This window comes from Thermoactinomyces sp. CICC 10521 (assembly GCF_016055135.1).
GTDB classification, from domain to species: domain Bacteria; phylum Bacillota; class Bacilli; order Thermoactinomycetales; family Thermoactinomycetaceae; genus Thermoactinomyces_A; species Thermoactinomyces_A daqus.
This window is the reverse complement of sequence record NZ_JAECVZ010000012.1, coordinates 42,251-62,974: the sequence shown is the minus strand read 5'-3', so window position 1 is coordinate 62,974 and position 20,724 is coordinate 42,251. Positions and strand designations below refer to the sequence as shown.

Sequence of the window (20,724 nt, the reverse complement as noted above, 5' to 3'; positions counted from 1 at the left end):
GACTCACCTTCTTTCCAAATTTCCTACTCTTGCTTCGAGATTCCGGTACTGGTCAAACAGTCGAAATTGAGTCCCGACATTCGGCGTTCCCACCGTTGGAACAATTTTTTCACCGTCTTTTCCCAAGGTAATATTGATGACCCGGATCACATCCTGAATGATTTCCCCTTCCACTTCAACGGTACACCGATCTCCCAGATCATAGTTCTCCAAATAACGGGTGGGGTGAACATCGAGAGGGGAAATTTCCAGGCTGGTCTTCTCCGTGTTTTCCACCAGTGCATTGTTTAGTGCTTGCAGAAGTTCATTGTTATCTGTATTGCTACGTTGATCGACAAACATTTCAATCGTCCCGTACAAGGTCCGGCTCGGTTCATCCCCGCTATACATAAACGTTCGCGCTTCCCCTTCTCCCCCTCCCCCGACAATCACATAATTGGCTGCCGGAGCTTCCACGGAATACCGATAGGAACCCAAGTTCCCCCGCTTTCGTGAAAAAACAAGATCCTGCGCACGATCTTGAGGGATATATACCTGAAAAATCATGAAGTTGTTCAGGAACTGCAACACCCGAAAGCCAAGGTTCCCGTCTGCCAATGCCGCTTCTTGCAATTTGTCAATCAAGGGGTCCAATCGCGAACGAATGGTCACCGTTTTCCCTTGCTTCATGTCAATATCTGTGTATAACCCCGGAATCCTTCGATAGGCCGAGGCCAGTTCCGCACAGTTCCGCTGAACAAGATGGTAGAGGGCACTTTCGGCAGGACCTGTGAAAACGTCATATCCGTATCCGGTTCCGGCAATCGCATAATAAGGCGGCGGAAGCGCCAGACGTGTCCCTAACAAACCATTGTCATCCGTGCCATAGAAGGTATATCCACTATTTGAACTAAGGTCGTTATTGACTTCCACATTTCGAATCGGGCCAGAAAAAATGGGATTCCCGTCTCTGGTGACAAGAATCCCTCCAATCCCACCCCCTTGTTTCCGAACCTCTAACAGCATTCCCACATCAGGTGAGTCCAGCGGTAAATCCAATGTCCATTTCCCTACATCATTAAATTTCATGGTCAATTCCAATTGCCGAAAAGTCGTGATCGAACCCACGAGATTGAGTTCCCGATCTCTCACCCAAATTTCATAAAGCGCCATGCTATACCCCCAAATATCGCTCCCGATACCAAACGACGATTTTTGAATCCGAAGAAGCGCCGTCCATCTCCATATGGACAATATTGACCCCGGCATTTAATCTCCATAAGGTCGAACCAATGCTCAGTTCCGGATAAAGATTGGTTCCGTCATTCTTTTCAATGATGCGCTTTTGGGTATCGATGGTCACAAATTCATTCACATCCAAAGACAGATTCTCAAACATCAGGTAATAGCCGGTCGTAAGATTGAGAAGCATAGGATTTTGACCTGGCCCGTAGATGGTCCAAACCGGAAAGGTTTCAATATCCCCTTGATTATCCAACTGAATCTCGGTGCTAATAGCCTCTCCTCCTAATCTTAACGGGAAAAGGGGAAACCATTTTGGGGGATTGGTATTGAGTTGATACGTATTGGTAAAAACCTGGGTGGAATAAAAAAACGGATCAAAAGCCCGAAACGTCAGCACCATTTTTTTATATCGGTCCCCTGACTCCCCCGTCTTTTCCCGTCCCTCCATCCCGCTTTTATACCGGCAAACCAATTCCCTTTCTACACCATCGGCTGTAAGTACGCACAGCTTTCCGTCTCCGCGTAAAGGATTAAACAACCTCTTAAACCAACGAACGTTCCGCTGCAAATCGGCGGAATCGTTCCCACGAAACATGACTGCCATATCCACTTCCCGCGGTTCCACTTGGATATCTTGAAGAACAGAACCATATTGAAGCGGGATTTTTTCTTCTGCAAAAGAAAAAGAAGGCATTTCAAAGCCTTCTCGGTCATATAAAAGAAGAATGGTATTTTCCACACCCGGTTGATAAGAAAGAACGGTTTCGACTCCGTTTTGATCCACCCAGGTTATCCTTTCACCCGGCACGATTTCACCTCCTACCGCAGCCAATCCATTCGCCGGAGATAGCGGATTAAGCGCTCTTCGGTTAAAGGAGCCTCCTGCGCATAGATATGGACTTCATTGTGGACTTGTTGAACTGATGATTCACTGGTGGAAGCGGAAACGATTCCCGCTCTTTGCAGAGTTCCCCCGAGATTTAACACAGTAATGGCATTTAACTGCTCTGCGGCATCAAGCACGGCGGCCCGCAAATGAGGAACCCGGATACGGATGGAATTTTCCAGCATCTCCATTAAGTTCACAAACCATTTGTCTGCATCGGCTCCGGGGCCTTTTTCGGCGGGACTGTGAAATCCAAGGTAAGCGGCTACTGTTGATGCCGCATCTTTCACGACCTTAACCAAGGCGGAGAACCGGCTTTTGATCCCGCTAACAAAGTTATTAAGCAAATTCCTTCCCCAAGCAGCAGCCTGATTCGCCAGTCCGGACAACATCGATTTAATCGAGTTCCAGATGCTTGTCACCGTTGATTTAACGGAATTGAAAGCGGAGGAGGTGGCCGCTTTGATACTGTTCCAAGCCGAAGTGACCACGGCTCTGAGGCCGCTGACCACACTGGAAATCACACTTCTGATGCCATTCCATACGGAAGTGGCAACCGATCGGAGACTATTCCAGACGCTCACCAGCCAAGGCTTTACCGTATTCCAAACGGCCAGGATCACCGACTTCATGCCATTCCAGGTGGAAGAGGCGATGGATCGCAACTGATTCCATGCACTTGTCAAAAAAGAAGTGATGGCATTCCATGTGTTTATCGTCCACTGTTTCGCGATATTCCAAGCAGCCACAATGGTATCGACCAGCGCCTGGAAATAGTAATTGTGATTGTACATCCACGTAAATGCGGTCACAATGGCCGAAGTAATCGCATTCCAGACCACCGTGGCGATTCCCATCAACCCATTCCACAGCCCGGTCAAAAAGGTTACCAAGCTCGTCCAAATAGAAGTAGCAAATGAAACGATCCCGTTCCAGACCCCGACAAAGAACGAAACGATTTCTCCCCAAATCGCGGAGGCGGTGCTAAGAATCCGGTTCCATAGTCTAGTCAAAAGAGAAGAAATCGCGCTCCATACTGAAGCAAAGATGGTCAAGAGAATCTGAAAACTGGTCGAGATGGTGGAAGCAAGGATGGTCACGATACGTTCAACGATGTTTTGCAGATTCTGCCATGCGGCTTCCCAGTTTCCAGCAAGCAAATTGGAGAACAGCTTTAACACATTTAAAATGATGCTTAGTGCATTAGAAATGACAGTCTTGATATATATCCAGAACGGCTGAATCACCGAAATAACCGTCGGGTTGGAGAAGATTGCTTCAATCGCCGTCCAAGCGATCTTGATCTCGGTCCCCCAAACCATCACGGCCACTTTGATAATCTGGCCGATGAGCTGAAAGGCTTGCCCAATAATCTGCACGATTTGCCCCATAATCGGTTTTAAAAAGGCCAAGAAGGAGGCAAAATTCCTTCTCCATTCCTTAATGATTGAATTGGCCTTGTTTCCCTGTATTCCAGAAAAGAGCCCCTCAAGATAGTGAACCGTTTGTTCAATAAAAGGTTGTAATGCCTGAAATCCTTTGGTCAGTCCGTCGACGATTCCCCCCAAAACGATTGAGATGACTTGCAAAGCACCTTGAAGGAGTGGAACGCCGACTTGAACGATGGCATGAATCACCCGACCAATCGAGTCTCCAAGGCTTTTCCAAAAGTCCCCGACCGTAAGTCCGCCGCCCGTGAACGCATTCAGTAACTGGACAAAAGCACTCCACAAGCGCTGGAGGCTTGGGATCAGGGGTTGAACTGCACTCATTACTGCATTTTTAATTGCGTTCCAGCCTTGAATGATGGCGTTTCTAAAGACCTCGGAATTTTGCCAGAGGCGAATGAGAATCCCACCCAGAATGACTAATGCAGCGGAAATAAGGGAAGCCATACCTGCAACCCGTAAGAAACCTAGGATTAGCGGTTTGAAGGTATTAAAGAGAACCGTAAATGCCGCCCGCATTCCAAGCGCTCGACCAATCCCGATCGCCATTGGCGAAAGAAAAAGCGTAATTGCCGTAAAGAGATAAAGGAACATTCCCGCCATCTTGGTAATAGCCGGGTTGATCTGGTTCAACCGTTCAATAAACCGCCCGATGGCCGTTCCCGCTTGAATCACTTTCAGAGCAAAGTCGGTCCAAATTTGGGCAAATGGCTTCAATGCGGAAAGCCAAACCCGTTTGAACGCCTGCACTGCTGGTACAAGACGGCCATCGACGGTATTGGAGAGTTTCACCATGCCTGTGGTAAACAGACCCAATACGATGGCGGACGTTGTGGCTAATGCTTGCATCCGGGCCAGCCCTTGGTTAATGAGCTTGATCCGATCCAGAATCTCTTTTAAACTGGCGTTTCTCCCTAACATCGTGATCGCTAAGTTCGCCGCCGTTCCCTGTTTGGCCATCTGCTCAAGCCGATCTCCAATGCCAAGAAAAAAGCGATCGATCCGCTGAATGCTACTGGTCTCCGGCAAAATATCCATCATTTTTTTGGACTGTGTCGCCTTCGCATTCATCTGATCGATCGCCGCTAAAAAACGGGACTTATATCTCTCAAGGAACTGGGTCGATTGATTAGCCCCTTGTTCGATGGTTTCAAAAGGATTCATCCTTTGCATGGCTTGTCCGATTCGCTGGCCGGTGTTTTCCAAATCTCGAAAAAAGCTGCTGATGGTTCGCCGTGCCTGACGGTCGGTTGCGGTAATCTCAATGTTGGATCTGCCTACTGTGGTCATGATTTTCACCTACTAAAAAGAGCTATGACCGGTTAGCCATAGCCCATAAAACTCTATAAGTTTATTAATGAATCGAACTTCTTTGTTTTGTACATCTCTAAGACTTGATCATTCAATAAATTGATTCTCACATTTAGTTCATTCACTTTTCTTGCTTTTTCATCTAATTGACTGTGTATCTCTTGTTTAATAAGCTCAGGAAATTTCTTGGATTCATAGTAACCAAAAACAGTGAATCCAATGCCGGCAACTGCTCCAACCATCGCAAGGAAAGTAAGCATATAGTTCATTCCGGCTATTTGATTTGCGACAACATTTTCACCTAGGTGTTTATATATTGGAAGTAACGGTATAGCATAAACACCAAAAATTAATATCAAAAATACAAAGATACTTAGAATCCATACAATTGCTTTGAAAAGCTTCGCCAAAGTTTTTCACCTCAACAATAATTTATTTCTGTTTAGTATTAGAAATATGGCAAAGCTTCTCCCTCAACAAATTCTATTATTCCTTTTTATACTTCCACCACATCGTTTCAATATAGGGATTATCGGCCTGACTTAAATTTCTTTCCTCCTCATATAAAGACGGTAAAATTTGATCTGCTTCCCGTCCTTGATTAAAGGCAAGATCAATGAAGAGAGCCAAGCCTTTAAAATTCTCTACAATCCGTATGCGGTGTTCATCAATCTTTTCTTGGGCTGCCTGCCTGCTCTTCCGCGCCAACCATTCCGGTGTATGCATCAGCACATATTCCTCGGTGTACCCATAGTGGGAGGCCACAAAGCCGATCTGCTCTATCCAGCGCTCGATGATTTCGGACCAGCTTGTGCGCCGTTCTCTTCTACTGGCGGAAACAAAAAGCCCAGAAGCGTCTGAAGATCGGGAATGTCTCTGCCCGACATTTTCTTCATCAGCTTCTGGACTTGGGTAAAAGTTTGGGATAGGTTGGTCTTCTCCGCATAGACCAGTAGGACTTCAAGCATCTCATTCAAATCCAATTGAAGGGCTGTTTGGTCATCCACATCAAGCAGAATGGAGAGAATACGGACGAATTGCTCTTCCTTCAATTGCTCCAATACCAAGGCGATTTTCTCCAGATCCGATTGCGTATCATCCAACAATACCTCCCGCAACTGATCGTAAATCCGGACTCCATCCACGCCAAGAAACTTTACGATCCGGATAATCTTCTGCAAAGACAACTTGGGAACGTCCAGTTTGGTTCCATTACTCAGCGTTACTTGCCCGATCACATTTTCAATATCGAGGGATCTTAAAGCTTGTTCCATTCGTCTCATCCTTTCACCGGACTTGTTCGATTTCGTAATACACGTTTTCGTCTTGGGACAGGTTGTCTTCCGGGAACGCCTGTAACTTTAGCGGCAAAACCCGTTTCTCCTTGCTGTAGGTCTGCTCTTTTTCATCTCCAGCTACTTTCGCTTTGCAAATAACACACATGTAAAGCGTTCCGTCTTTCTTTTGGCTAATCAGGGCATAGGTCATAAAGGGAACATCCGAAACCGTTCCATAACCAATTCGTCTTGTCCCCAACTCCGTTACCGGGCTCACATCGGTATTGGCCGGATAATCTGAACCAATCGGTTCCTTTAGATAGAGGGAGGTTCCAGCCACTTTTGAAAGAGGCAGGGTTTCCGAACCGATTTTTAACCAACCACCCTCTTTAAAATCGGTGCTTGCCGAAGAGAGGGTTAAGATCGTTGCTCCTTTGGTCACCGCATTGGATATCGGAACCGCAGTCCCAAGTGTTGGGGGAGAATCGATAATCATTCCTCCGATCAATGCCAATTGCCGATTTTCCAAAGAGTTCTCCGCCAAATTTGTCTCCAGCGTATGCTCCCATTTGGATATGGTCGTATCAATGGGGCCACGCTGGTCGACTTCAAAATCATCGGTATCAAAGCTTCGTGAAGTCTTGATTCCTTCCGTGGTCGCTCCCAAATCCCGCCAACCCGGTTTCAAATCATAGGGAGGAAATAAATCCATGACCTCGCTAATCTTTTGCGGAAAAATGCCATCATACGGTTTGACGACCAGTCGCCCAGGCCCGCCGACGATTTTGGAAGAGTCGACTTTGTAAATATCCGCCATCATTCACTCACCTCTTTAAAGATCCATGTCTTCATGGAAAGAAGAAGTCTTGCCTCATCATCCGACAATTCTTTCCCTATCGTTAAAACCTGCCCAGGAACAATATCAAGCGTACCCATTCGTAAAACAACCACTCCACTTGTTGGTTCAACCGGACCCACACAACGGATTCGTCTGACCTTTTCAACTTTCGCCATTCCCCTCACCCTTCCACGTGCTCCAGCCTCATGTAACACCAAGCCTCCGGTGTTCCGGTATCCTGGTCTACAGAGGGAAACGGATTACTTTCCCGCCCACACCAAGTAACCCGGATGCCTTGGATTTGATTCGCGTACTGCTCCAACAGCATCATGGTTTGAATGAGCAACTCCATCGCTTCAAAATCTTTCTCGGCCCTGGCTAATAACTGGATACGAGAAAACCCCGCTCCCCCTGCACTTTTGACGATCAATGCAGGCAAAACGGGGTTCTTCGCGATGTTGCCATAAACCGAAATCCTATTCAACCGAACGGAAAGAAACGTGACAATTGGCGGAATCGGATCAACATACTGGATCAACTGCCCAGCACCTTCCTCACTTGAAACTCCACCACTTGCTTCATTCTTGATTCTCCTTGATCCAAAGCTTTTGCCATGATGTGATACCTTTTTTCCAATTCACTTGCATAGGAAACGTTGGAGCCAATGGCCAATGTGGTGACATCCTCCCCTTCCTCCAACTCATAAACGATATCCTCATCGGTCGCTTCACGAACGTTCCATCCACTTTTATTCCGTGGTGGAAAAGAAGTTCGATAACCAATGCTGTTGATATAAAGCCCCGTGTCGATGTGATCTTCATCACGAGTAATCCGCTTCGCTTCGTCAGACCAAACCATTCCGGCGGCTTCAACCGCTTTTTGACGAGCCTCCTTTAACTTCTGAGGGGATTCCTTCTTAAAAAAATCGTAGGCATTGGCATCGATTTGTACTTGAAAGGAAATCTCACTTTTCGCCATCCTCATTTCCCTCTTTCTTCAAAAACACCTCATAGTGATGAATTCCTTTACGTCCAAAGACAGGCTGGATTTGCTGAAACAAAAAAAGACCCGGAAAAACCAATCGGCCAACTCGATCCACGATATCTCTCACTTTCATCGTTTCATCCAAGACAAGGTCTGGCCCTAAAAATAAAACATAGCTTACCCCATACTCGAAGCCAAAATCATCCCATCGCGCCTCTTCATTAAATTGGTCCACCCTGCAAGGGACATCCGGCTTCAATCTCTCATCAAAAATGGGACGACCATAAGGATCAAACCCCGTTTGTTGCCCCTTCGTTACCAGCGTGCACCGATGGATAAAATTCAGCTCCATTCGCATTTCTTCCCCACCCTTGATGGTCCAGATACCGAGAAAAACATCCCTGTCGCGAATGTCTTCGGCATTAGGGACAATAAAATGGAATCCAGTTCCTTGATTCCGGTCAGTCCCGTTTCCTTACCGGTATCATCCTTCAATGTATAGGCATAGGAGCCGATTCTTTCTTGTTTAACCTGGCTCATAACCCTCTCTTTTCCTTCGTCATGATCCTGCACCCACAGGTACTCCACGAGGAGTACGCTCGCTGTTTTAAGATCGATTAAGCGATCCAGATCAGTCTCATCATAAAATTTTCTCTGGGCGACGCGGTGTATCCATGCGGTGGCTCGTTCGAGATATAGCTGGAGCTTCTCTTCGGGAAGTTCAGCCACTTCTTTCAAACTGGTCCTTTCTCTTACTTCCTCGACGGAAAGATAGGCCAAAGTCAGTTCACCTCAACAATAAAACCAGAACGGATGCGGGCCAACAGTTCCGGAGAAGGATTCTCTGGTAATTCCTTCTCCTGATTCCCAAGCAACGAAAAAGACCCTTCCCCATATTGAGTAGAAGGATCTTTGAGCCTCACTTTCTTTTTCTCTTCTTTTTTGGTCGCCATTTCATATCCCTCCATTCTTTTAATGTAAAATTAACTTAGGACAATATGAAAGGAGTAGTGATAGATTGATTTTCGCTCTTATGCAGTTATTGGGTGGAATTATCTTATCACTAGGCTGGATACCACAGATTGTTCAAATCTGGAGGACCAAGTCCGTTAAGGATTTGAACATAAAATCCTATTTAATGGTTTTGTTGGGTATTAACCTGATGGAAGTTTATGCACTGAGTTTAGCGGTAAGAGGAGTTGGATATGCTTTTTTGATTACCAACACGTTATCTTTGGTTATTATCCTCGTTCTCGTGATCCTCATTTTACGATATAAGAAGTAAGCTTGTTTTGAATTAGAACCACCGGAAGATTTCCATATGCCCCTTATGCTCGTTGTTGGTCTAACGTAATAATTAAGCGAGCATTCTTCTCAAACGGAACGAACTCTGATATTTCTGTTCCGTAGGAACCCTCCAACTGGGTCTTCGCCGACCGTTCAAATTCGACACCGAACTCTTTATAGGAGTAGCGGATCAGGGCAAAGGCAGTGTCCACGAGGATAATCCGATTATCTGGAACAAGATTGTTAATATGAATCGGTGCTCCCAGTGGTGAAGGCCACTCTCCACTCTTTAAGTTATCAATAAATAAGTAGTTGCCATCGCCGTTTTTCAATTCGGCAATCGAAGAAGCCGTCTTGCGATTCATCACGAGCCGTTTTACGTTGTAGCCCAGCTCTTCCTCCATATACATGGCCGCATAAAACAAATCCCCAATGGTCAGATTGTTAGCCGTCTTTACCCCAATCACAGGCGGGGAATCGGAACCATCCGGAAAATAGCCATTCAACAACCGGTAAATCGCCGTATTTTCATAGTCGCGCCCCAGTTTTTTCCCTACTTTCATCAGAAACAGGGATACCAGTTTAATATTCATGTCTTTCGCTTCATCGGTCCATTCAATGCCACGTCCTCGTTTATGCAGCCGGATCGATTGATCTCCAATCTTGAGCGTACCAACCGGAATCGGAGCCCCTTGACCGATTTCACGCAGGGCGACTTCATCCTCATCATACTCGAGGAAATACCACTCTTGTGCCATTTTGGTGGCATCCACCGTATCCGCCACCAGCACTTGCCAGTTGGATTCCTTCTCAAATCCCATTCGCAATCCATCTTCGATCGCTGCATTAAACAATGGCTTCATGCCGTCATTCTGGAGCACCGTGCGAACTTGGACCTTTCCGATGTCCTCGATTCCAAATGCCCGGAACACATCATTCAGTTGAACTTGCTCTGCTTCCAAATAACGATTCACGGCATAGGAATCAGTTCGCTTATATCGCTCCTTTAAATGAGCAATTAAGGATGCCCCCGTTTTCAGCTCGACATTCTTCCCACAATGATTCCTCACTAGGATTCCCATTGATCAATCCTCCTTTTTAGGGCATGGCCACTTCGACGATCTGCCTACTTGAGTCCACAAAGAGAACGAACGTTCCGTTGTTATCCGAAGCAACCTTGACAACGCCATTTCCGGCGGCGACCACGGATGCACCGATCGTGGGTTCAGCCCCCGTAAATTTGAATCTGTCTACACGGGAAAACCCATATAAATGGCAACCTACAGGCGTCGTGCCGTCGGTTACTCCACCGTGGATGGCCTTTAACTGAATCGGGTCTCCATCTGCACATGGAGCCGCACTATAAGGAGCGGTCGTAATCAACTTGAGTAAATCCCCTTCATTCACCGGCTGTGAAGCCGTTGCACTGGGAACCAGGACAGTCACTTGCAAACCATAGGAATGCGGTGTGACTCCACCCACGCGCGTTCCATACATGAAACCTCACTCCTTCTCAAAGATGTTTTCACGCTTAAAATCCGATGGTTGTGCAGTTGGTTGACTATGAAGCAGTTCAGGCTCTGTCTGACGACCGGATGTAAACCGCTGTTTTACCATCTGTTCGTACAAACGGATTTCTTCTTTCACGGAATCCAGATCATTTAGTTTCAGCAGCATAGAGCGGTATTTCTCGGCATCAAAGCGATCCCCAAAGGCACGAATCCGAGCTTTTACCGCTTGATCGATCGAATCCTCCAGATAGGCGCGCCCCATCTGGGCCTCTTGTTTCAATTGGCGCACTCCCTCGACGGTGGCGTAATCGACCAACTCATTTCTTAGAGCAATATCGTCCGGTTGACGGAAAAGCTCTCCTTCTGAAAGGATGTCGTACACCCGGCTTTTTTCGATCTTGTTTTCCTCAATCGCTTGCCGCAGTTGGTCTAACAGATTCACTCTCTGTTCACTCCCTTTTTCAGGCATAAAAAAAGAACGCTTCCCATCGTCCAACCGGACATGGTACTGGCGTTCTAAGCGAGCAATATTCTGTTGGGACAATTGCCCTTGTGAGACATATTCGCGTGCCTTCTCAATATAGGCTCCCGGTGTGGCTCCTTTGTAAACCGTGCTTACCTCACAGAGCCGCGCATCCATTACCCAGGCAACATTCATTCTCCCTTCTTCATCTTCTAAACCGGGGATATGGGGACATTCCCAATCCCAAAGATTACGTCCGCAAGACCCACAGCGATACCACATGCTTGTTCCGCCAAAACCAACGGACAAATCCCGGATCACACCTGTTTGGATGGCGCGAATCAGATCTTTGGTATTGGCCCCATTGATGTTTAAGTCTCGGATAATGTACCAGTAACCCCGAACGGCATGTCCACCCTCATCCACCGAAATGAGTTCCCCGTGATAACTTCGCCCATAGGGATTCTTGTGGATATCATGGCCTTCCTGAAGACTGACCCCAGATTGAAGGTCCTCAACGTAATTCCGAAGCGTGGTGGACGTATCCATCCGGGTAAAGTAAGCATCTTGCTGATCATTGGAACAAATACCCGAAAAGGTAAAGACTTCTTCCGCTGTCACCGGCTCCAGTGTGTGCCGGTTAATCAGTTCAAGATCCATCTCCCGATTTTCGCCGATCAACCGAACAGGCAAATGGAGCAGGTTTGCTTGCTCGCTCATTTTTTCACCCCTTTCTCTTCCCTCTCCAAATCCGAAAGTAGCCACAGCGACAGTTCACGATATTATCTGCCGTCGCTCCAAGAGATGTATCTCCTGGAAACATCAACTTTTCGCCATTTACTTCAAATGGTTCATCCAATGGCCTCCTCTGACCATCCGCCTCTAAATGCCAGGGGCGGGTGCGATCTTGATGAGCCGCAAACCATTCTTTCCCCACCACTATTCCAGACTGTTTGTCCCCATAAAATTGGCCCGCCCTGGCCGCAGAAATCATTTCCGTCCGGGCAATCGTTCTGGCTCGTTCTTTGCTAAAGGCAAAGGAATTCCGCAATGCTTCCTCCGCTTTATCGATCGAATACTCCCCCTCAAGGACGACCACATCCCACAGGGTCATGATCACCTCGTGGTCGGTTGTTTGCTGAAGGAGGTTTGCCGATTCATAAGCCCGATTGGACAGCCATCGAAGCAATTGCTCATCGCGAGCATCGAAATCCATCTCCACCTCTAATTCCAGTAATGTTGCCATTCCAGCTTCTTCTGCCACCTGTTGAATCCATTCCATTAATACTGTCTCCCATTTATCGACCTGTACATCGGCATCATGAAGAATGCTGACCATGACCCACTTTTCAAACTCCGATGAGGGATGATCGTCATCTACTCGAGTTGTCAATAAAAAACGAGTGGGGAATTGCTTCGCCTCTCGTAGCCGCTGAATGTACGCTTCAACTTGGGCCTCCAACCTCTTATGGATTGCTTGAACAGCCTTGCTTGTTAACCGGGCCACATCAGAAGACCACGAAGTTTGGATCTCTTTGACAAACTCATCTTCTTCCTCTTTTCTCGTTTTCGGCACACGCTTGATTTGTATCCGGTGTGATCGGCCCCCAACTACCGGTGAAGAAGTCGGCAGCTGCGGCTCATTCACCGCTTCATGCCCCACCATTTCCATCGCTGCTTCATCGTTCGTGAACCATCCTTGCTGAATCTGAGCAATTTTGGTTTGCGTTTCAATCTGTTCCGCCTGTGCTTCCAGTAACCGATCCGTCGTCCGCAATTTATTAAAAGTGATCCTTGCCCGACTTTGCCTTCCTTGGACTTGCAGAGCTAAGTTATATGCCTGTTCCAGCACCCGCTTAACCCCACGCTGGATGGACTCGATTCCCGCAACGTAAATCTGCCACTGAATGGAGCCGTGCGTCTCCGTTGTCCCTTCATTCCTTCCGAGCAGGATTGGGAGTTGCTTCAATGCGGTTACCACTTGTTGGTTGATCACATCAATGATTTTGGTCACATCGATCGATTGCCCATTGGTTCCTCCTACCATCGAAATAGTAACCGAATCCGGATGAAAGAAATTATCATCAGGCTGTAAGTCCTTAAATCCCCGCTCAATTTCATGGATGTAATTCATGACAAAGGTACGAACGGCATCGGGGCCCTGAGCAATGATTGAAGGAGGCAAGTTTTCCATAATCGCTTTTTCAGCGATGGAAATATCAAAACGCGCATGCCCTTGATGGTGGGCAACCGCCTTGAGATCTCGTAAAACCTCTACCTGAAAAAATACGATTTGTAGGATCGGAAGAATTGGGCTACGACCATAAGGGTCACCAATATCCGGGTCAATGGGATAGTAAAATACCTGTTCCCGGTTCAATACCTTGTATGTGCCATCCGATTGTCGTTGTACCAATTCGACTTCCCCATTTTCTTTTCGTCTAAAATCTAGGGACGAAGGATCGATCGCATGGAAATCCACCACATCATCCAGACTTTCATTTAACTCGACCTCCAACGCCAGTGCCCCTTGGGTAAATCCGGACAGATTCAATACATTCACCAGTTGATCCGTTCCTCCGGCGTAAAGCTTTCCTATTCTTCTCGACAAATCATTTAAATAGGCCAGTCCTGTTTTATCAGGAGATCCCGTTGGTTTTACACATTCCAGGGTATGGCCTTGATTGGACAAGCGAAGGAAGTTCCAAATCGCCATGCTCGCATCCGGGTTAATATCTCGAATCAGCCTCAGCGTTTCCATGATGTTCTTCTGGCGTAATTCGTCCCGCTTGATGAATCCATCATACCAACCAAACTGCTTCCCCCATTGATTCCCAGTCTGACGACCGCTTTCCAATCGTTTCGTCAGCGATTGCCGAAGATCGGTAAAATACTTTCTTACCTGCCTTCTGGCTTGCCATGATCTCCATTTATCTAGAATCCACACTTCCTCACCTCCTCATAGCCCACCCCTTAATTGAGGGCAACACGACATGTTCCGGCGCTTCAAACTGTCGGAACCGGATCATGGCTTGTGAAAAAGCGTCCACTTGGTCATCGTTTTTCCCATTGGGAAAGGCTGCGCACTCCTCCACAAAATCATGAATCCATGGGGCAATACTTGGTTCGGGAATAAATACGTTCCCCGCTTCCAAGTCAACGGAAGCGGCTGCCGCTCGGGATTCCTTTCCACCTTCAGGATTGACCGGTATCAGTCCCGGAATCTCGTGGTGGAGCATTTGAATCACTGCCGGGCCATTGGCCTTATCTTCGATCAACTTGGTGTATGCATACGGGTGTTTGGCAGATAATCCCCGAATCGCTTGCATCGTTGCCGGTAAATCCATTTGTCCCCGAACCTGATCGATCAAATATTTATCTGCCCCGATCCGTCCCCATACTTGTCCGACCACATAGTCGCTGTCTTTCTTATCCTTAAAGGTACAATCCCATGACTGGATGACCTCATCAAACCGGCTTGGCAATTGGCGATAATACCTCCACCACTTCCGTTTTAATATTGCTCCCTCTGCGGGGGAAGGTCTTTGTTGAAACAGGGCCGCCCAGGTTTGGGAACCAACGGATTGTCTCGTTTCTTCCACCCATTTCTCGTCGAACCCGTACTCCGGCCATAACGGTTCCCCAATCGCCCTGGCAAGGGGGTCATTTTCATTCTCACAAACCGCTGGCAACGAAAGAATTTCCCATCGACTTGGTTCAAATTGAAGTAACCTTCCAGCCAAATCATCCTCATGCCATCGGGTTTGAATCAAAATCACTTTCCCTCCGGGTTGTAAACGGGTTCTCAACGTGTTTTGCCATTCATTCCAGATGTTTTCCCGATACGTGTCCGATTCTGCTTCTTGTTTGTTCTTAATCGGGTCATCAATGATGAGAAGATCCGCACCTTGCCCGGTGAGGGCTCCGCCAATCCCAACGGAAATCATTCCGCCACGATGGCCTTGGATATCCCAGTTCGTAACGGAACTGTTGTCTTGGGATAACTCGATTCCAAAAATCTTCTTTCCAAACTCCGCGATCTTATGTTTGTTCGCTCTTCCGAATTTCCTCGCTAACGTTTCCCCATAGGAAGTCAAGATGACACGCCTTTCCGGATTCCTCCCGATGAACCATGAAGGAAATGTTTCCGAAACGGTCATCGACTTGGAATGGCGCGGAGGCATAAAAATCATTAAACGATCCACTTCGCCCCTTTCCACCTGTTCCAGTTTCCTACAAATGAGATCGGAATGGCGGGAGGGAATATACTGACCATGATGGACATATTCGATGTAAACCGAATAATCATGACGAACCAATTCCATTTCAAGGACGAACCAATCAATTTGACTCCATTCGTTTAAGTTCATAAACTCTCCGGAAAAGCTGTTTAACCAGCTCCCTTGACTCCGGATCGGTAAGGATTTCATGCTGGATTCTAACGTTTCCACGCTGATCCACCTGCCCGCTATGCTCCACTTCATGAATTTCGGTTGACTCTCCTCTGGCTAATCGCTCCACTTTTACAGCGATGTCAAACCAGCGAATCAAATCAGCGGGAGTCAATCGATTCGGATCAAGTGTCCGAAGCCGTTCCAGGATTTTGTTTTGAAACATCATGGCCTGTTTCGCATGACGTTCTGCCATTTTCCGCCGCTCTTCCTCTTGTTGAAGGCGGTGTTGCCGATCCATCTCCAGATCATATTCTTTGGCCCGTTCCACCCAATTCCACTTTGCACTCCAACGTCTGAGAAGAGCCTCACTTTTGGTTAACTTTTGGGCTACTTTCTGTATACTCCGGGTCGATCCCATATCCCGGTAAATAGCGAACGCTTCAAAGGCTTTCTGGCTCTCACCCCGCTGTCTCTCCCAAGGTTTGATGGACATCTCTATTCACCACTCAGATAGTCGGCTGATAAATACTCCAATACCTGCCACTTGTTCTTATTCGTAATCTCGCCTGTTGACATCATTTTCTCCACTGCTTGATGGAGGATTACGGCAACGGGTGCAGGAATCATGTCGGTTCCCAAGATACTTGAGATCGGAACAAAGCTCTTATGAATGACACCTCCGTCTTCATCCAGCCATCCCGCCTTTAAATCAGCTTGGTGTCGTTCAAACACATCAAGTATAAGCATTAACGCAGTGGCCCCATTGTGAATGTTGTACGCCCCCTGCGTTTTCGCTACGGCATCAAGCAGGCGGCTGTATTCGGCGTGCCGGGCAAGGATGGCATCGGAAGCAAGCTCATTTTTCACCCTTTCAAACACTTCCACAAGCCGTTCTGCTTCCTCCGGCAAAAAGACGAAGGAGAGAGACAAGTAATCCAATTGCGCTTCGGTCAATCCCGACACTTGAACTTTTTCAAGCTGTTGCAATACCTTGTCATCCAGTCCCGAATAGTATTTAAGGGTCAAATCCTCAATCTCGTTGTACAGCTCCTGCAAAATCACCGGGTCATCTTCACCCACCAGCGAATTATGGGCAAGCTGGACGGCAATCTGCTCATCTTTGGTCATGGGTTTGTCTGTATACATGATCAGTATTTCAGTAAATCCTGCCGCTTTCGCCGCCTGTACCCGATGGTTGCCGCTCAAAACCCGATACTTTCCTTCTTCCGTCAGATAACAAAAAGGGACAGAGGATAATCCCCCATCCCGCTTGATATTGTTAACCAGGTTTTGAAAGGTCTCGTTTTTCATGTATCGAGCGTTCTTTTCGAGAAGTTCACATTCATCAATCGAAATGATCTTTAACTTATAGGGGCCGGTCATCCGCTCGTTGATCTGGTCAATTTGCCATGCTTTTTCAGCCACCATTGGAATCCCTCCTCCAGCGACCATTTTCCTGCCTCCCCCCAATAGTTGAGCCGACTCGGATTCTCCTTTCGGCTCTGCAACCAAAATAACCCCCGATACTTCATTGAAACGGGTTTGTCGGTAAAAGCGGTCGTACCAATGATTTGTACACGACTGTTAATGGCCTGTTCAATCATCAGCTTGACCTCTTTACTCAAAACGGCTGCCAAAATAAGTTTGGAAAGCCGCTTATATGTCACGGGCCGGATCACGAAGTCAGTCATCAAATAGGCCCCACCTTGCCCATGCTGGGGACGGGACAAACCGATCGCCCCGATCAACTTACCATCAATCAATACAGCCAGATTCAATGTCGCAGATGCAGGCGCGATCCCAGGGGTTAAATATAAACTCCGCAATGTATTCATCTGTCCCTGGGTAATCTTCATAATTGACAGCTTTGAATTCTCCGTGATCACGTCTTTCTCAGTAAACCGGGGAATGTTCACGATTTGCGTTTTCTGATGCGGCATCGTGATCCGCAAAGGTGCTTTATTTGCATAGACAATGACAGGCTTGCTCCGAAGCGAAGTTTGCACCCGTCCGACTTCATATTCCTCCAGTCCTTCGATCGGCTCATCACGAGCCATCATCCACCATTTTTTCTGTTTCACATATTTAACCATTGTTTTCAATCGGTCTTTATCGAAAATCTCATAGAACGGTTCGTTCCAGTCAAATACTTCATTGAATGCCTTATACAACTTTTCATATCCGCCTTTATAGGTAGGGGGGAAGCTGATAAATCCGGCCTCTTTTGGTGCGATGAGAGCCCACTCTACCACGTCACCGGGCCAAAAATCAGCCAGGTGAACTCCCTCGATCCCTTTCAATACCCTCTCGCATGTTTCTTTATGAAGGCGACCCCATTGTTTTCGGTATGCTTCGCGCCTCCGCATGAAAAAAGGCTCTTTCCGGTTCAATCCATCTAACATGGTTGTACTTAAGAGGAGCGTTGCGATCCGACTCACTCCATCCTGCATGTACTCCTCCAACCACTTCCAACCGTCGTGTTTAACACAGATATCCCAATCTTTCCCGGCCAGATGATGCCCGATGGTGCAGGTATATAAACTGACGTCATTTCCGTACAAATTAAATCCTCGATTCTTTAAGATTCGCTCAATCGTGAAGTTGCCCGAGCAGCCGATATAAACATCTTGGGTATCCCATCCTCTTGTAACCTCTGACACCAAACAGCGCAAATCTTGATTGATACTGCCCACAAACATCCATCCACACCCTTTGCCCTTAACAAATAAGAAATCCCTGAGAATTGATCCCAGGGACTTCCCTTTATTTATATTGAAAGAGCCGCATAAACACTTGACGATTCATATCGAATCACAATTTTTCCGTCTCTGATTCCACCATACATCGGACCGTTGAAACCCCACAACGTTGGCTGATGGTGTAATTCTTCTCTTGTTACTCGCGATTCCCAATAACCGGATCGTTCATATTTCGCCGTTAACTCATCTGTTGATTCAAATGTCTCTACCCTAAACTCCGAAACCACTTCATAAAGAAATTGATTTTGCATATTGTCCGCTCCATTAAAGAATTTTTTCCTCGAAAACCCTTTTGCCTTTCTCAATCTCTTCTTCTGGGGACTTCCCGAGCATAAGGTAAAAGTCGGGATGAACCAAACACTCATATGCCCGCACGATCTTATCCCGATCATCTTTGCTCAGACCAATCCGAAAAGATTTTGCGATCCATAACGCTTTCTTCACATTGCCGCTCCTGTAGGCTTCCTTTGCCAGTTCCGTTTTCTTCCTCATTAGAACAGACTTCCTTGAATATCGGAATCGTTGTCTTTCTTTTTTATGCCACACTGGCAATAAGGAAGCGTCTTGCTTCTATCAAAACCAAACTCAGGAACCACAATGCCAAGTGCTGACTCGAACCATTCCGCCACTAGTCGCCGATGACACCAGTCGTTATGTTTTTCAAAACAGAGAAGTACAGCATCTTCTCCCAACGATTGATATAACTGAACCGGATCAAGACTGGCGAGTTTCTTGAGAAAGATCCGATCATATGCTTCACGCGTCATTTTCAGCATGGCCCATGTTGGAGCTAACCGGAACTCACGTTCGCCTTTATACGTTTTAGGAAGGCCGATGGAGATTGCCACCGGCCTCAGCCCTGCTTCAACGATCTTTTGCACGTTTGCGAAGTTGGAGGTGTACATTAAACAGCTTCCTCCTCTTCCAGCTCTACGTCCGTATATTCAAGCCGCCTGCATTGTTCGAGCGTTGCTTTTTCAATACATTTCAGGTTGTGCAGAAACTTTTCTTTGCCCATCGTACCAACTGTAAAGGATTCAAAGGGAAGATTCTGTTTGATCACCAACCATTCGTCTCCACCATTGATTTGGTTGATGAAGCAAATCTCGCCCAAATAAAAGCCCTGTCCCAGACACCAGTTTCCGTGGGACAAATTCTCCCACAAGTCTTCTTGATCCTTACACTCAGCCAGCATGTCAACCGAGAATTCCGGGTCGTATGCTTCGCTGATCCAAGGATTGTTCATTCCAATCTGATACCAAACTTTCTTCCAATCTTTTTTCATCTTTAACACCCTCGTCAGTGTTATGAAACGGAAAGGGTGACCACTCCCTTCCCGCACTTTTTACTTGGCTGCTTCTCAGGACGATCAGGCCATTCCGTTACGAGAACGAACAATCGTTACCTGGAATTCTGATCCATCTTTCGTCCGAATGACCAGCCCTTTGTTGTAGGTTAAAACCCCTGCATCTTCGAAACATTGGATGTGCAGTTCATCTTCTACTTCCTCCAGTAAGGAATGGCAGATGAGCAATTCGAGTTTTCCGTCATTTTCAACACCCTCCTACGTGTTGCCCGTTGACCAGGCCGTTTCACCGATTGATTAACGGTTTGGTAAATCGATCTATTATCATCCTACTTTATTACCGCTCTATTTAAAAATTTCATACACATAGATACTCATAGGTAACTCGTCATACACTGTCCAACTCTATCTACACTTTTGATATACTTAAAATTACGAAGCCTAAGCGGGCCTGACCAACCCGCAGACATGCCTTGGTCCTCCTACCAAGGCTGGCTTCTTTTTATTTTAAGAAACCGACGGCAACCGCCATCGGCCTGAAATCCACATTTTTTCGTCTGGTCGAACCCTCACCAAACAATGATATGAGTTTCGATATAGTCATCCGGGTCAATCCGTTTGTTTTCTTCTTCAGTAACAGAGTGAAAATGAATCGGTAATGTCGATAACAACATCTCGATCTCGTCATCCGTCAACGATCGAAACTCATCATTCATGAAATAACAGTGCCAAAGAACACATCGTTCACACCGGGTTTTCTTGGTTTCAGATTGGCTGGCTTCCGATCCAGCTTTCCACAATCATCAATGGCCATTGTCAATCCAGCACCCAGATTGATAAAGTCCAAGTAAGTGCAGCCAATGATTTCACGAAGCCGCTCAAAGTTCCCTTTTGGAACTTCCATCACTTGATACGTTTTGAATGGCTCCTTGACCACGATCCGGACCAATTCACCTTTTTGATTTCCGCTCATCATGACATTCCCCTCAGGTATGAAAATGCCGTTCTATTGAAAGGAGGACGGTGGAATCCCACC

27 protein-coding genes are annotated in these 20,724 nt (G+C 46.8%); 1 reads left to right on the top strand and 26 read right to left on the bottom strand.

Going from position 1 to position 20,724, the window contains the following annotated elements; genetic code table 11:
- Positions 1-3: 3 nt before the first annotated feature.
- From I8U17_RS10335 to I8U17_RS10275, 13 genes are all read right to left on the bottom strand, one after another.
- Entirely contained in the window at positions 4-1,152 is a 1,149-nt protein-coding gene (locus tag I8U17_RS10335; RefSeq protein ID WP_198056129.1) for a Gp37-like protein, read from the bottom strand.
- Position 1,153: 1 nt separating this feature from the next.
- Positions 1,154-2,032, bottom strand: a complete 879-nt coding sequence (locus I8U17_RS10330; RefSeq protein WP_198056130.1) for a phage distal tail protein — start codon at positions 2,030-2,032, stop codon at positions 1,154-1,156.
- 11 nt (positions 2,033-2,043) lie between these two features.
- Complete coding sequence (locus I8U17_RS10325) at positions 2,044-4,848, bottom strand: phage tail family protein (RefSeq protein ID WP_198056131.1); 2,805 nt, start codon at positions 4,846-4,848, stop codon at positions 2,044-2,046.
- 53 nt (positions 4,849-4,901) lie between these two features.
- The gene (locus I8U17_RS10320; protein WP_198056132.1) at positions 4,902-5,279 is read right to left on the bottom strand and encodes a hypothetical protein; all 378 of its coding nucleotides are present in this window, start codon (positions 5,277-5,279) and stop codon (positions 4,902-4,904) included.
- A gap of 76 nt (positions 5,280-5,355) precedes the next feature.
- Entirely contained in the window at positions 5,356-5,595 is a 240-nt protein-coding gene (locus tag I8U17_RS10315; protein ID WP_198056133.1) for a hypothetical protein, read from the bottom strand.
- Positions 5,596-5,648: 53 nt separating this feature from the next.
- On the bottom strand, positions 5,649-6,143 hold the full coding sequence (locus I8U17_RS10310) for a hypothetical protein (protein ID WP_198056134.1): 495 nt from the start codon (positions 6,141-6,143) through the stop codon (positions 5,649-5,651).
- A 13-nt stretch (positions 6,144-6,156) separates the two neighbouring features.
- Positions 6,157-6,966 (bottom strand): hypothetical protein, encoded by an 810-nt coding sequence (locus I8U17_RS10305; RefSeq protein WP_232331018.1) that lies wholly within the window; start codon positions 6,964-6,966, stop codon positions 6,157-6,159.
- Complete coding sequence (locus tag I8U17_RS10300) at positions 6,963-7,160, bottom strand: hypothetical protein (protein ID WP_198056135.1); 198 nt, start codon at positions 7,158-7,160, stop codon at positions 6,963-6,965. Before I8U17_RS10300 ends, I8U17_RS10305 begins: the two co-directional genes overlap by 4 nt.
- A gap of 5 nt (positions 7,161-7,165) precedes the next feature.
- On the bottom strand, positions 7,166-7,522 hold the full coding sequence (locus I8U17_RS10295) for a hypothetical protein (protein WP_198056136.1): 357 nt from the start codon (positions 7,520-7,522) through the stop codon (positions 7,166-7,168).
- Positions 7,519-7,962: an HK97 gp10 family phage protein gene (locus I8U17_RS10290; RefSeq protein ID WP_198056137.1), complete on the bottom strand. Its 444-nt coding sequence runs from the start codon at positions 7,960-7,962 to the stop codon at positions 7,519-7,521. Before I8U17_RS10290 ends, I8U17_RS10295 begins: the two co-directional genes overlap by 4 nt.
- A complete protein-coding gene (locus I8U17_RS10285) occupies positions 7,949-8,326 on the bottom strand; it encodes a hypothetical protein (RefSeq protein ID WP_198056138.1) in 378 nt (125 codons plus the stop codon). Before I8U17_RS10285 ends, I8U17_RS10290 begins: the two co-directional genes overlap by 14 nt.
- The gene (locus tag I8U17_RS10280; protein WP_198056139.1) at positions 8,311-8,748 is read right to left on the bottom strand and encodes a head-tail connector protein; all 438 of its coding nucleotides are present in this window, start codon (positions 8,746-8,748) and stop codon (positions 8,311-8,313) included. The genes I8U17_RS10285 and I8U17_RS10280 overlap by 16 nt, the downstream gene beginning before the upstream one ends.
- A 2-nt stretch (positions 8,749-8,750) precedes the next feature.
- Positions 8,751-8,921, bottom strand: a complete 171-nt coding sequence (locus I8U17_RS10275) for a hypothetical protein (protein ID WP_198056140.1) — start codon at positions 8,919-8,921, stop codon at positions 8,751-8,753.
- Between the two features lie 80 nt (positions 8,922-9,001).
- Here I8U17_RS10275 and I8U17_RS18580 point away from each other — a divergent pair, with 80 nt between their 5' ends.
- Positions 9,002-9,253: a PQ-loop domain-containing transporter gene (locus I8U17_RS18580; protein ID WP_232337276.1), complete on the top strand. Its 252-nt coding sequence runs from the start codon at positions 9,002-9,004 to the stop codon at positions 9,251-9,253.
- 43 nt (positions 9,254-9,296) lie between these two features.
- Here I8U17_RS18580 and I8U17_RS10265 read toward each other — a convergent pair whose 3' ends face one another.
- The 13 genes from I8U17_RS10265 to I8U17_RS10205 all read right to left on the bottom strand — a co-directional run bounded on the left by I8U17_RS10265 (position 9,297) and on the right by I8U17_RS10205 (position 20,661).
- A complete protein-coding gene (locus tag I8U17_RS10265; protein ID WP_198056142.1) occupies positions 9,297-10,337 on the bottom strand; it encodes a phage major capsid protein in 1,041 nt (346 codons plus the stop codon).
- A gap of 16 nt (positions 10,338-10,353) precedes the next feature.
- Positions 10,354-10,752 (bottom strand): hypothetical protein, encoded by a 399-nt coding sequence (locus I8U17_RS10260; RefSeq protein WP_198056143.1) that lies wholly within the window; start codon positions 10,750-10,752, stop codon positions 10,354-10,356.
- Positions 10,753-10,758: 6 nt separating this feature from the next.
- Positions 10,759-11,949, bottom strand: a complete 1,191-nt coding sequence (locus I8U17_RS10255; protein WP_198056144.1) for a hypothetical protein — start codon at positions 11,947-11,949, stop codon at positions 10,759-10,761.
- Between the two features lie 4 nt (positions 11,950-11,953).
- The gene (locus tag I8U17_RS18780) at positions 11,954-14,176 is read right to left on the bottom strand and encodes a phage minor head protein (protein WP_198056145.1); all 2,223 of its coding nucleotides are present in this window, start codon (positions 14,174-14,176) and stop codon (positions 11,954-11,956) included.
- Positions 14,177-14,180: 4 nt separating this feature from the next.
- Entirely contained in the window at positions 14,181-15,599 is a 1,419-nt protein-coding gene (gene terL / locus I8U17_RS10245) for a phage terminase large subunit (RefSeq protein ID WP_198056146.1), read from the bottom strand.
- Positions 15,571-16,116 carry a phage terminase small subunit-related protein gene (locus I8U17_RS10240; protein WP_198056147.1) on the bottom strand — a complete coding sequence of 182 codons (546 nt, stop codon included), beginning with the start codon at positions 16,114-16,116 and terminating at the stop codon, positions 15,571-15,573. The genes terL and I8U17_RS10240 overlap by 29 nt, the downstream gene beginning before the upstream one ends.
- 2 nt (positions 16,117-16,118) lie before the next feature.
- Entirely contained in the window at positions 16,119-17,051 is a 933-nt protein-coding gene (locus I8U17_RS10235) for a ParB/RepB/Spo0J family partition protein (protein WP_198056148.1), read from the bottom strand.
- On the bottom strand, positions 17,003-18,322 hold the full coding sequence (locus I8U17_RS10230; RefSeq protein ID WP_198056149.1) for a putative antirestriction adenine methyltransferase: 1,320 nt from the start codon (positions 18,320-18,322) through the stop codon (positions 17,003-17,005). The genes I8U17_RS10235 and I8U17_RS10230 overlap by 49 nt, the downstream gene beginning before the upstream one ends.
- 68 nt (positions 18,323-18,390) lie before the next feature.
- Positions 18,391-18,633 (bottom strand): hypothetical protein, encoded by a 243-nt coding sequence (locus tag I8U17_RS10225; RefSeq protein WP_198056150.1) that lies wholly within the window; start codon positions 18,631-18,633, stop codon positions 18,391-18,393.
- 13 nt (positions 18,634-18,646) lie between these two features.
- Positions 18,647-18,874, bottom strand: a complete 228-nt coding sequence (locus tag I8U17_RS10220) for a hypothetical protein (protein WP_198056151.1) — start codon at positions 18,872-18,874, stop codon at positions 18,647-18,649.
- The gene (locus I8U17_RS10215; RefSeq protein WP_198056152.1) at positions 18,874-19,287 is read right to left on the bottom strand and encodes a DUF488 family protein; all 414 of its coding nucleotides are present in this window, start codon (positions 19,285-19,287) and stop codon (positions 18,874-18,876) included. Before I8U17_RS10215 ends, I8U17_RS10220 begins: the two co-directional genes overlap by 1 nt.
- The gene (locus I8U17_RS10210) at positions 19,287-19,667 is read right to left on the bottom strand and encodes a hypothetical protein (RefSeq protein ID WP_198056153.1); all 381 of its coding nucleotides are present in this window, start codon (positions 19,665-19,667) and stop codon (positions 19,287-19,289) included. Before I8U17_RS10210 ends, I8U17_RS10215 begins: the two co-directional genes overlap by 1 nt.
- A gap of 733 nt (positions 19,668-20,400) precedes the next feature.
- Positions 20,401-20,661, bottom strand: a complete 261-nt coding sequence (locus I8U17_RS10205) for a DUF3846 domain-containing protein (RefSeq protein ID WP_033100792.1) — start codon at positions 20,659-20,661, stop codon at positions 20,401-20,403.
- Positions 20,662-20,724 lie beyond the last annotated feature (63 nt).

What these genes read in the sequence shown, in the direction of transcription:
- I8U17_RS10335 (WP_198056129.1), bottom strand. Translation starts at nt 1,152, where the DNA reads ATGGCGCTTTATGAAATTTGGGTGAGAGATCGGGAACTCAATCTCGTG.
- I8U17_RS10325 (WP_198056131.1), bottom strand. Translation starts at nt 4,848, where the DNA reads ATGACCACAGTAGGCAGATCCAACATTGAGATTACCGCAACCGACCGT.
- I8U17_RS10315 (WP_198056133.1), bottom strand. Translation starts at nt 5,595, where the DNA reads ATGCATACACCGGAATGGTTGGCGCGGAAGAGCAGGCAGGCAGCCCAA.
- I8U17_RS10310 (WP_198056134.1), bottom strand. Translation starts at nt 6,143, where the DNA reads ATGGAACAAGCTTTAAGATCCCTCGATATTGAAAATGTGATCGGGCAA.
- I8U17_RS10305 (WP_232331018.1), bottom strand. Translation starts at nt 6,966, where the DNA reads ATGATGGCGGATATTTACAAAGTCGACTCTTCCAAAATCGTCGGCGGG.
- I8U17_RS10300 (WP_198056135.1), bottom strand. Translation starts at nt 7,160, where the DNA reads ATGGCGAAAGTTGAAAAGGTCAGACGAATCCGTTGTGTGGGTCCGGTT.
- I8U17_RS10290 (WP_198056137.1), bottom strand. Translation starts at nt 7,962, where the DNA reads ATGGCGAAAAGTGAGATTTCCTTTCAAGTACAAATCGATGCCAATGCC.
- I8U17_RS10285 (WP_198056138.1), bottom strand. Translation starts at nt 8,326, where the DNA reads ATGCGAATGGAGCTGAATTTTATCCATCGGTGCACGCTGGTAACGAAG.
- I8U17_RS10275 (WP_198056140.1), bottom strand. Translation starts at nt 8,921, where the DNA reads ATGGCGACCAAAAAAGAAGAGAAAAAGAAAGTGAGGCTCAAAGATCCT.
- I8U17_RS18580 (WP_232337276.1), top strand. Translation starts at nt 9,002, where the DNA reads ATGCAGTTATTGGGTGGAATTATCTTATCACTAGGCTGGATACCACAG.
- I8U17_RS10265 (WP_198056142.1), bottom strand. Translation starts at nt 10,337, where the DNA reads ATGGGAATCCTAGTGAGGAATCATTGTGGGAAGAATGTCGAGCTGAAA.
- I8U17_RS10260 (WP_198056143.1), bottom strand. Translation starts at nt 10,752, where the DNA reads ATGTATGGAACGCGCGTGGGTGGAGTCACACCGCATTCCTATGGTTTG.
- I8U17_RS10255 (WP_198056144.1), bottom strand. Translation starts at nt 11,949, where the DNA reads ATGAGCGAGCAAGCAAACCTGCTCCATTTGCCTGTTCGGTTGATCGGC.
- terL (WP_198056146.1), bottom strand. Translation starts at nt 15,599, where the DNA reads ATGAACTTAAACGAATGGAGTCAAATTGATTGGTTCGTCCTTGAAATG.
- I8U17_RS10240 (WP_198056147.1), bottom strand. Translation starts at nt 16,116, where the DNA reads ATGTCCATCAAACCTTGGGAGAGACAGCGGGGTGAGAGCCAGAAAGCC.
- I8U17_RS10235 (WP_198056148.1), bottom strand. Translation starts at nt 17,051, where the DNA reads ATGGTGGCTGAAAAAGCATGGCAAATTGACCAGATCAACGAGCGGATG.
- I8U17_RS10230 (WP_198056149.1), bottom strand. Translation starts at nt 18,322, where the DNA reads ATGTTTGTGGGCAGTATCAATCAAGATTTGCGCTGTTTGGTGTCAGAG.
- I8U17_RS10225 (WP_198056150.1), bottom strand. Translation starts at nt 18,633, where the DNA reads ATGCAAAATCAATTTCTTTATGAAGTGGTTTCGGAGTTTAGGGTAGAG.
- I8U17_RS10220 (WP_198056151.1), bottom strand. Translation starts at nt 18,874, where the DNA reads ATGAGGAAGAAAACGGAACTGGCAAAGGAAGCCTACAGGAGCGGCAAT.
- I8U17_RS10215 (WP_198056152.1), bottom strand. Translation starts at nt 19,287, where the DNA reads ATGTACACCTCCAACTTCGCAAACGTGCAAAAGATCGTTGAAGCAGGG.
- I8U17_RS10210 (WP_198056153.1), bottom strand. Translation starts at nt 19,667, where the DNA reads ATGAAAAAAGATTGGAAGAAAGTTTGGTATCAGATTGGAATGAACAAT.
- I8U17_RS10205 (WP_033100792.1), bottom strand. Translation starts at nt 20,661, where the DNA reads ATGAGCGGAAATCAAAAAGGTGAATTGGTCCGGATCGTGGTCAAGGAG.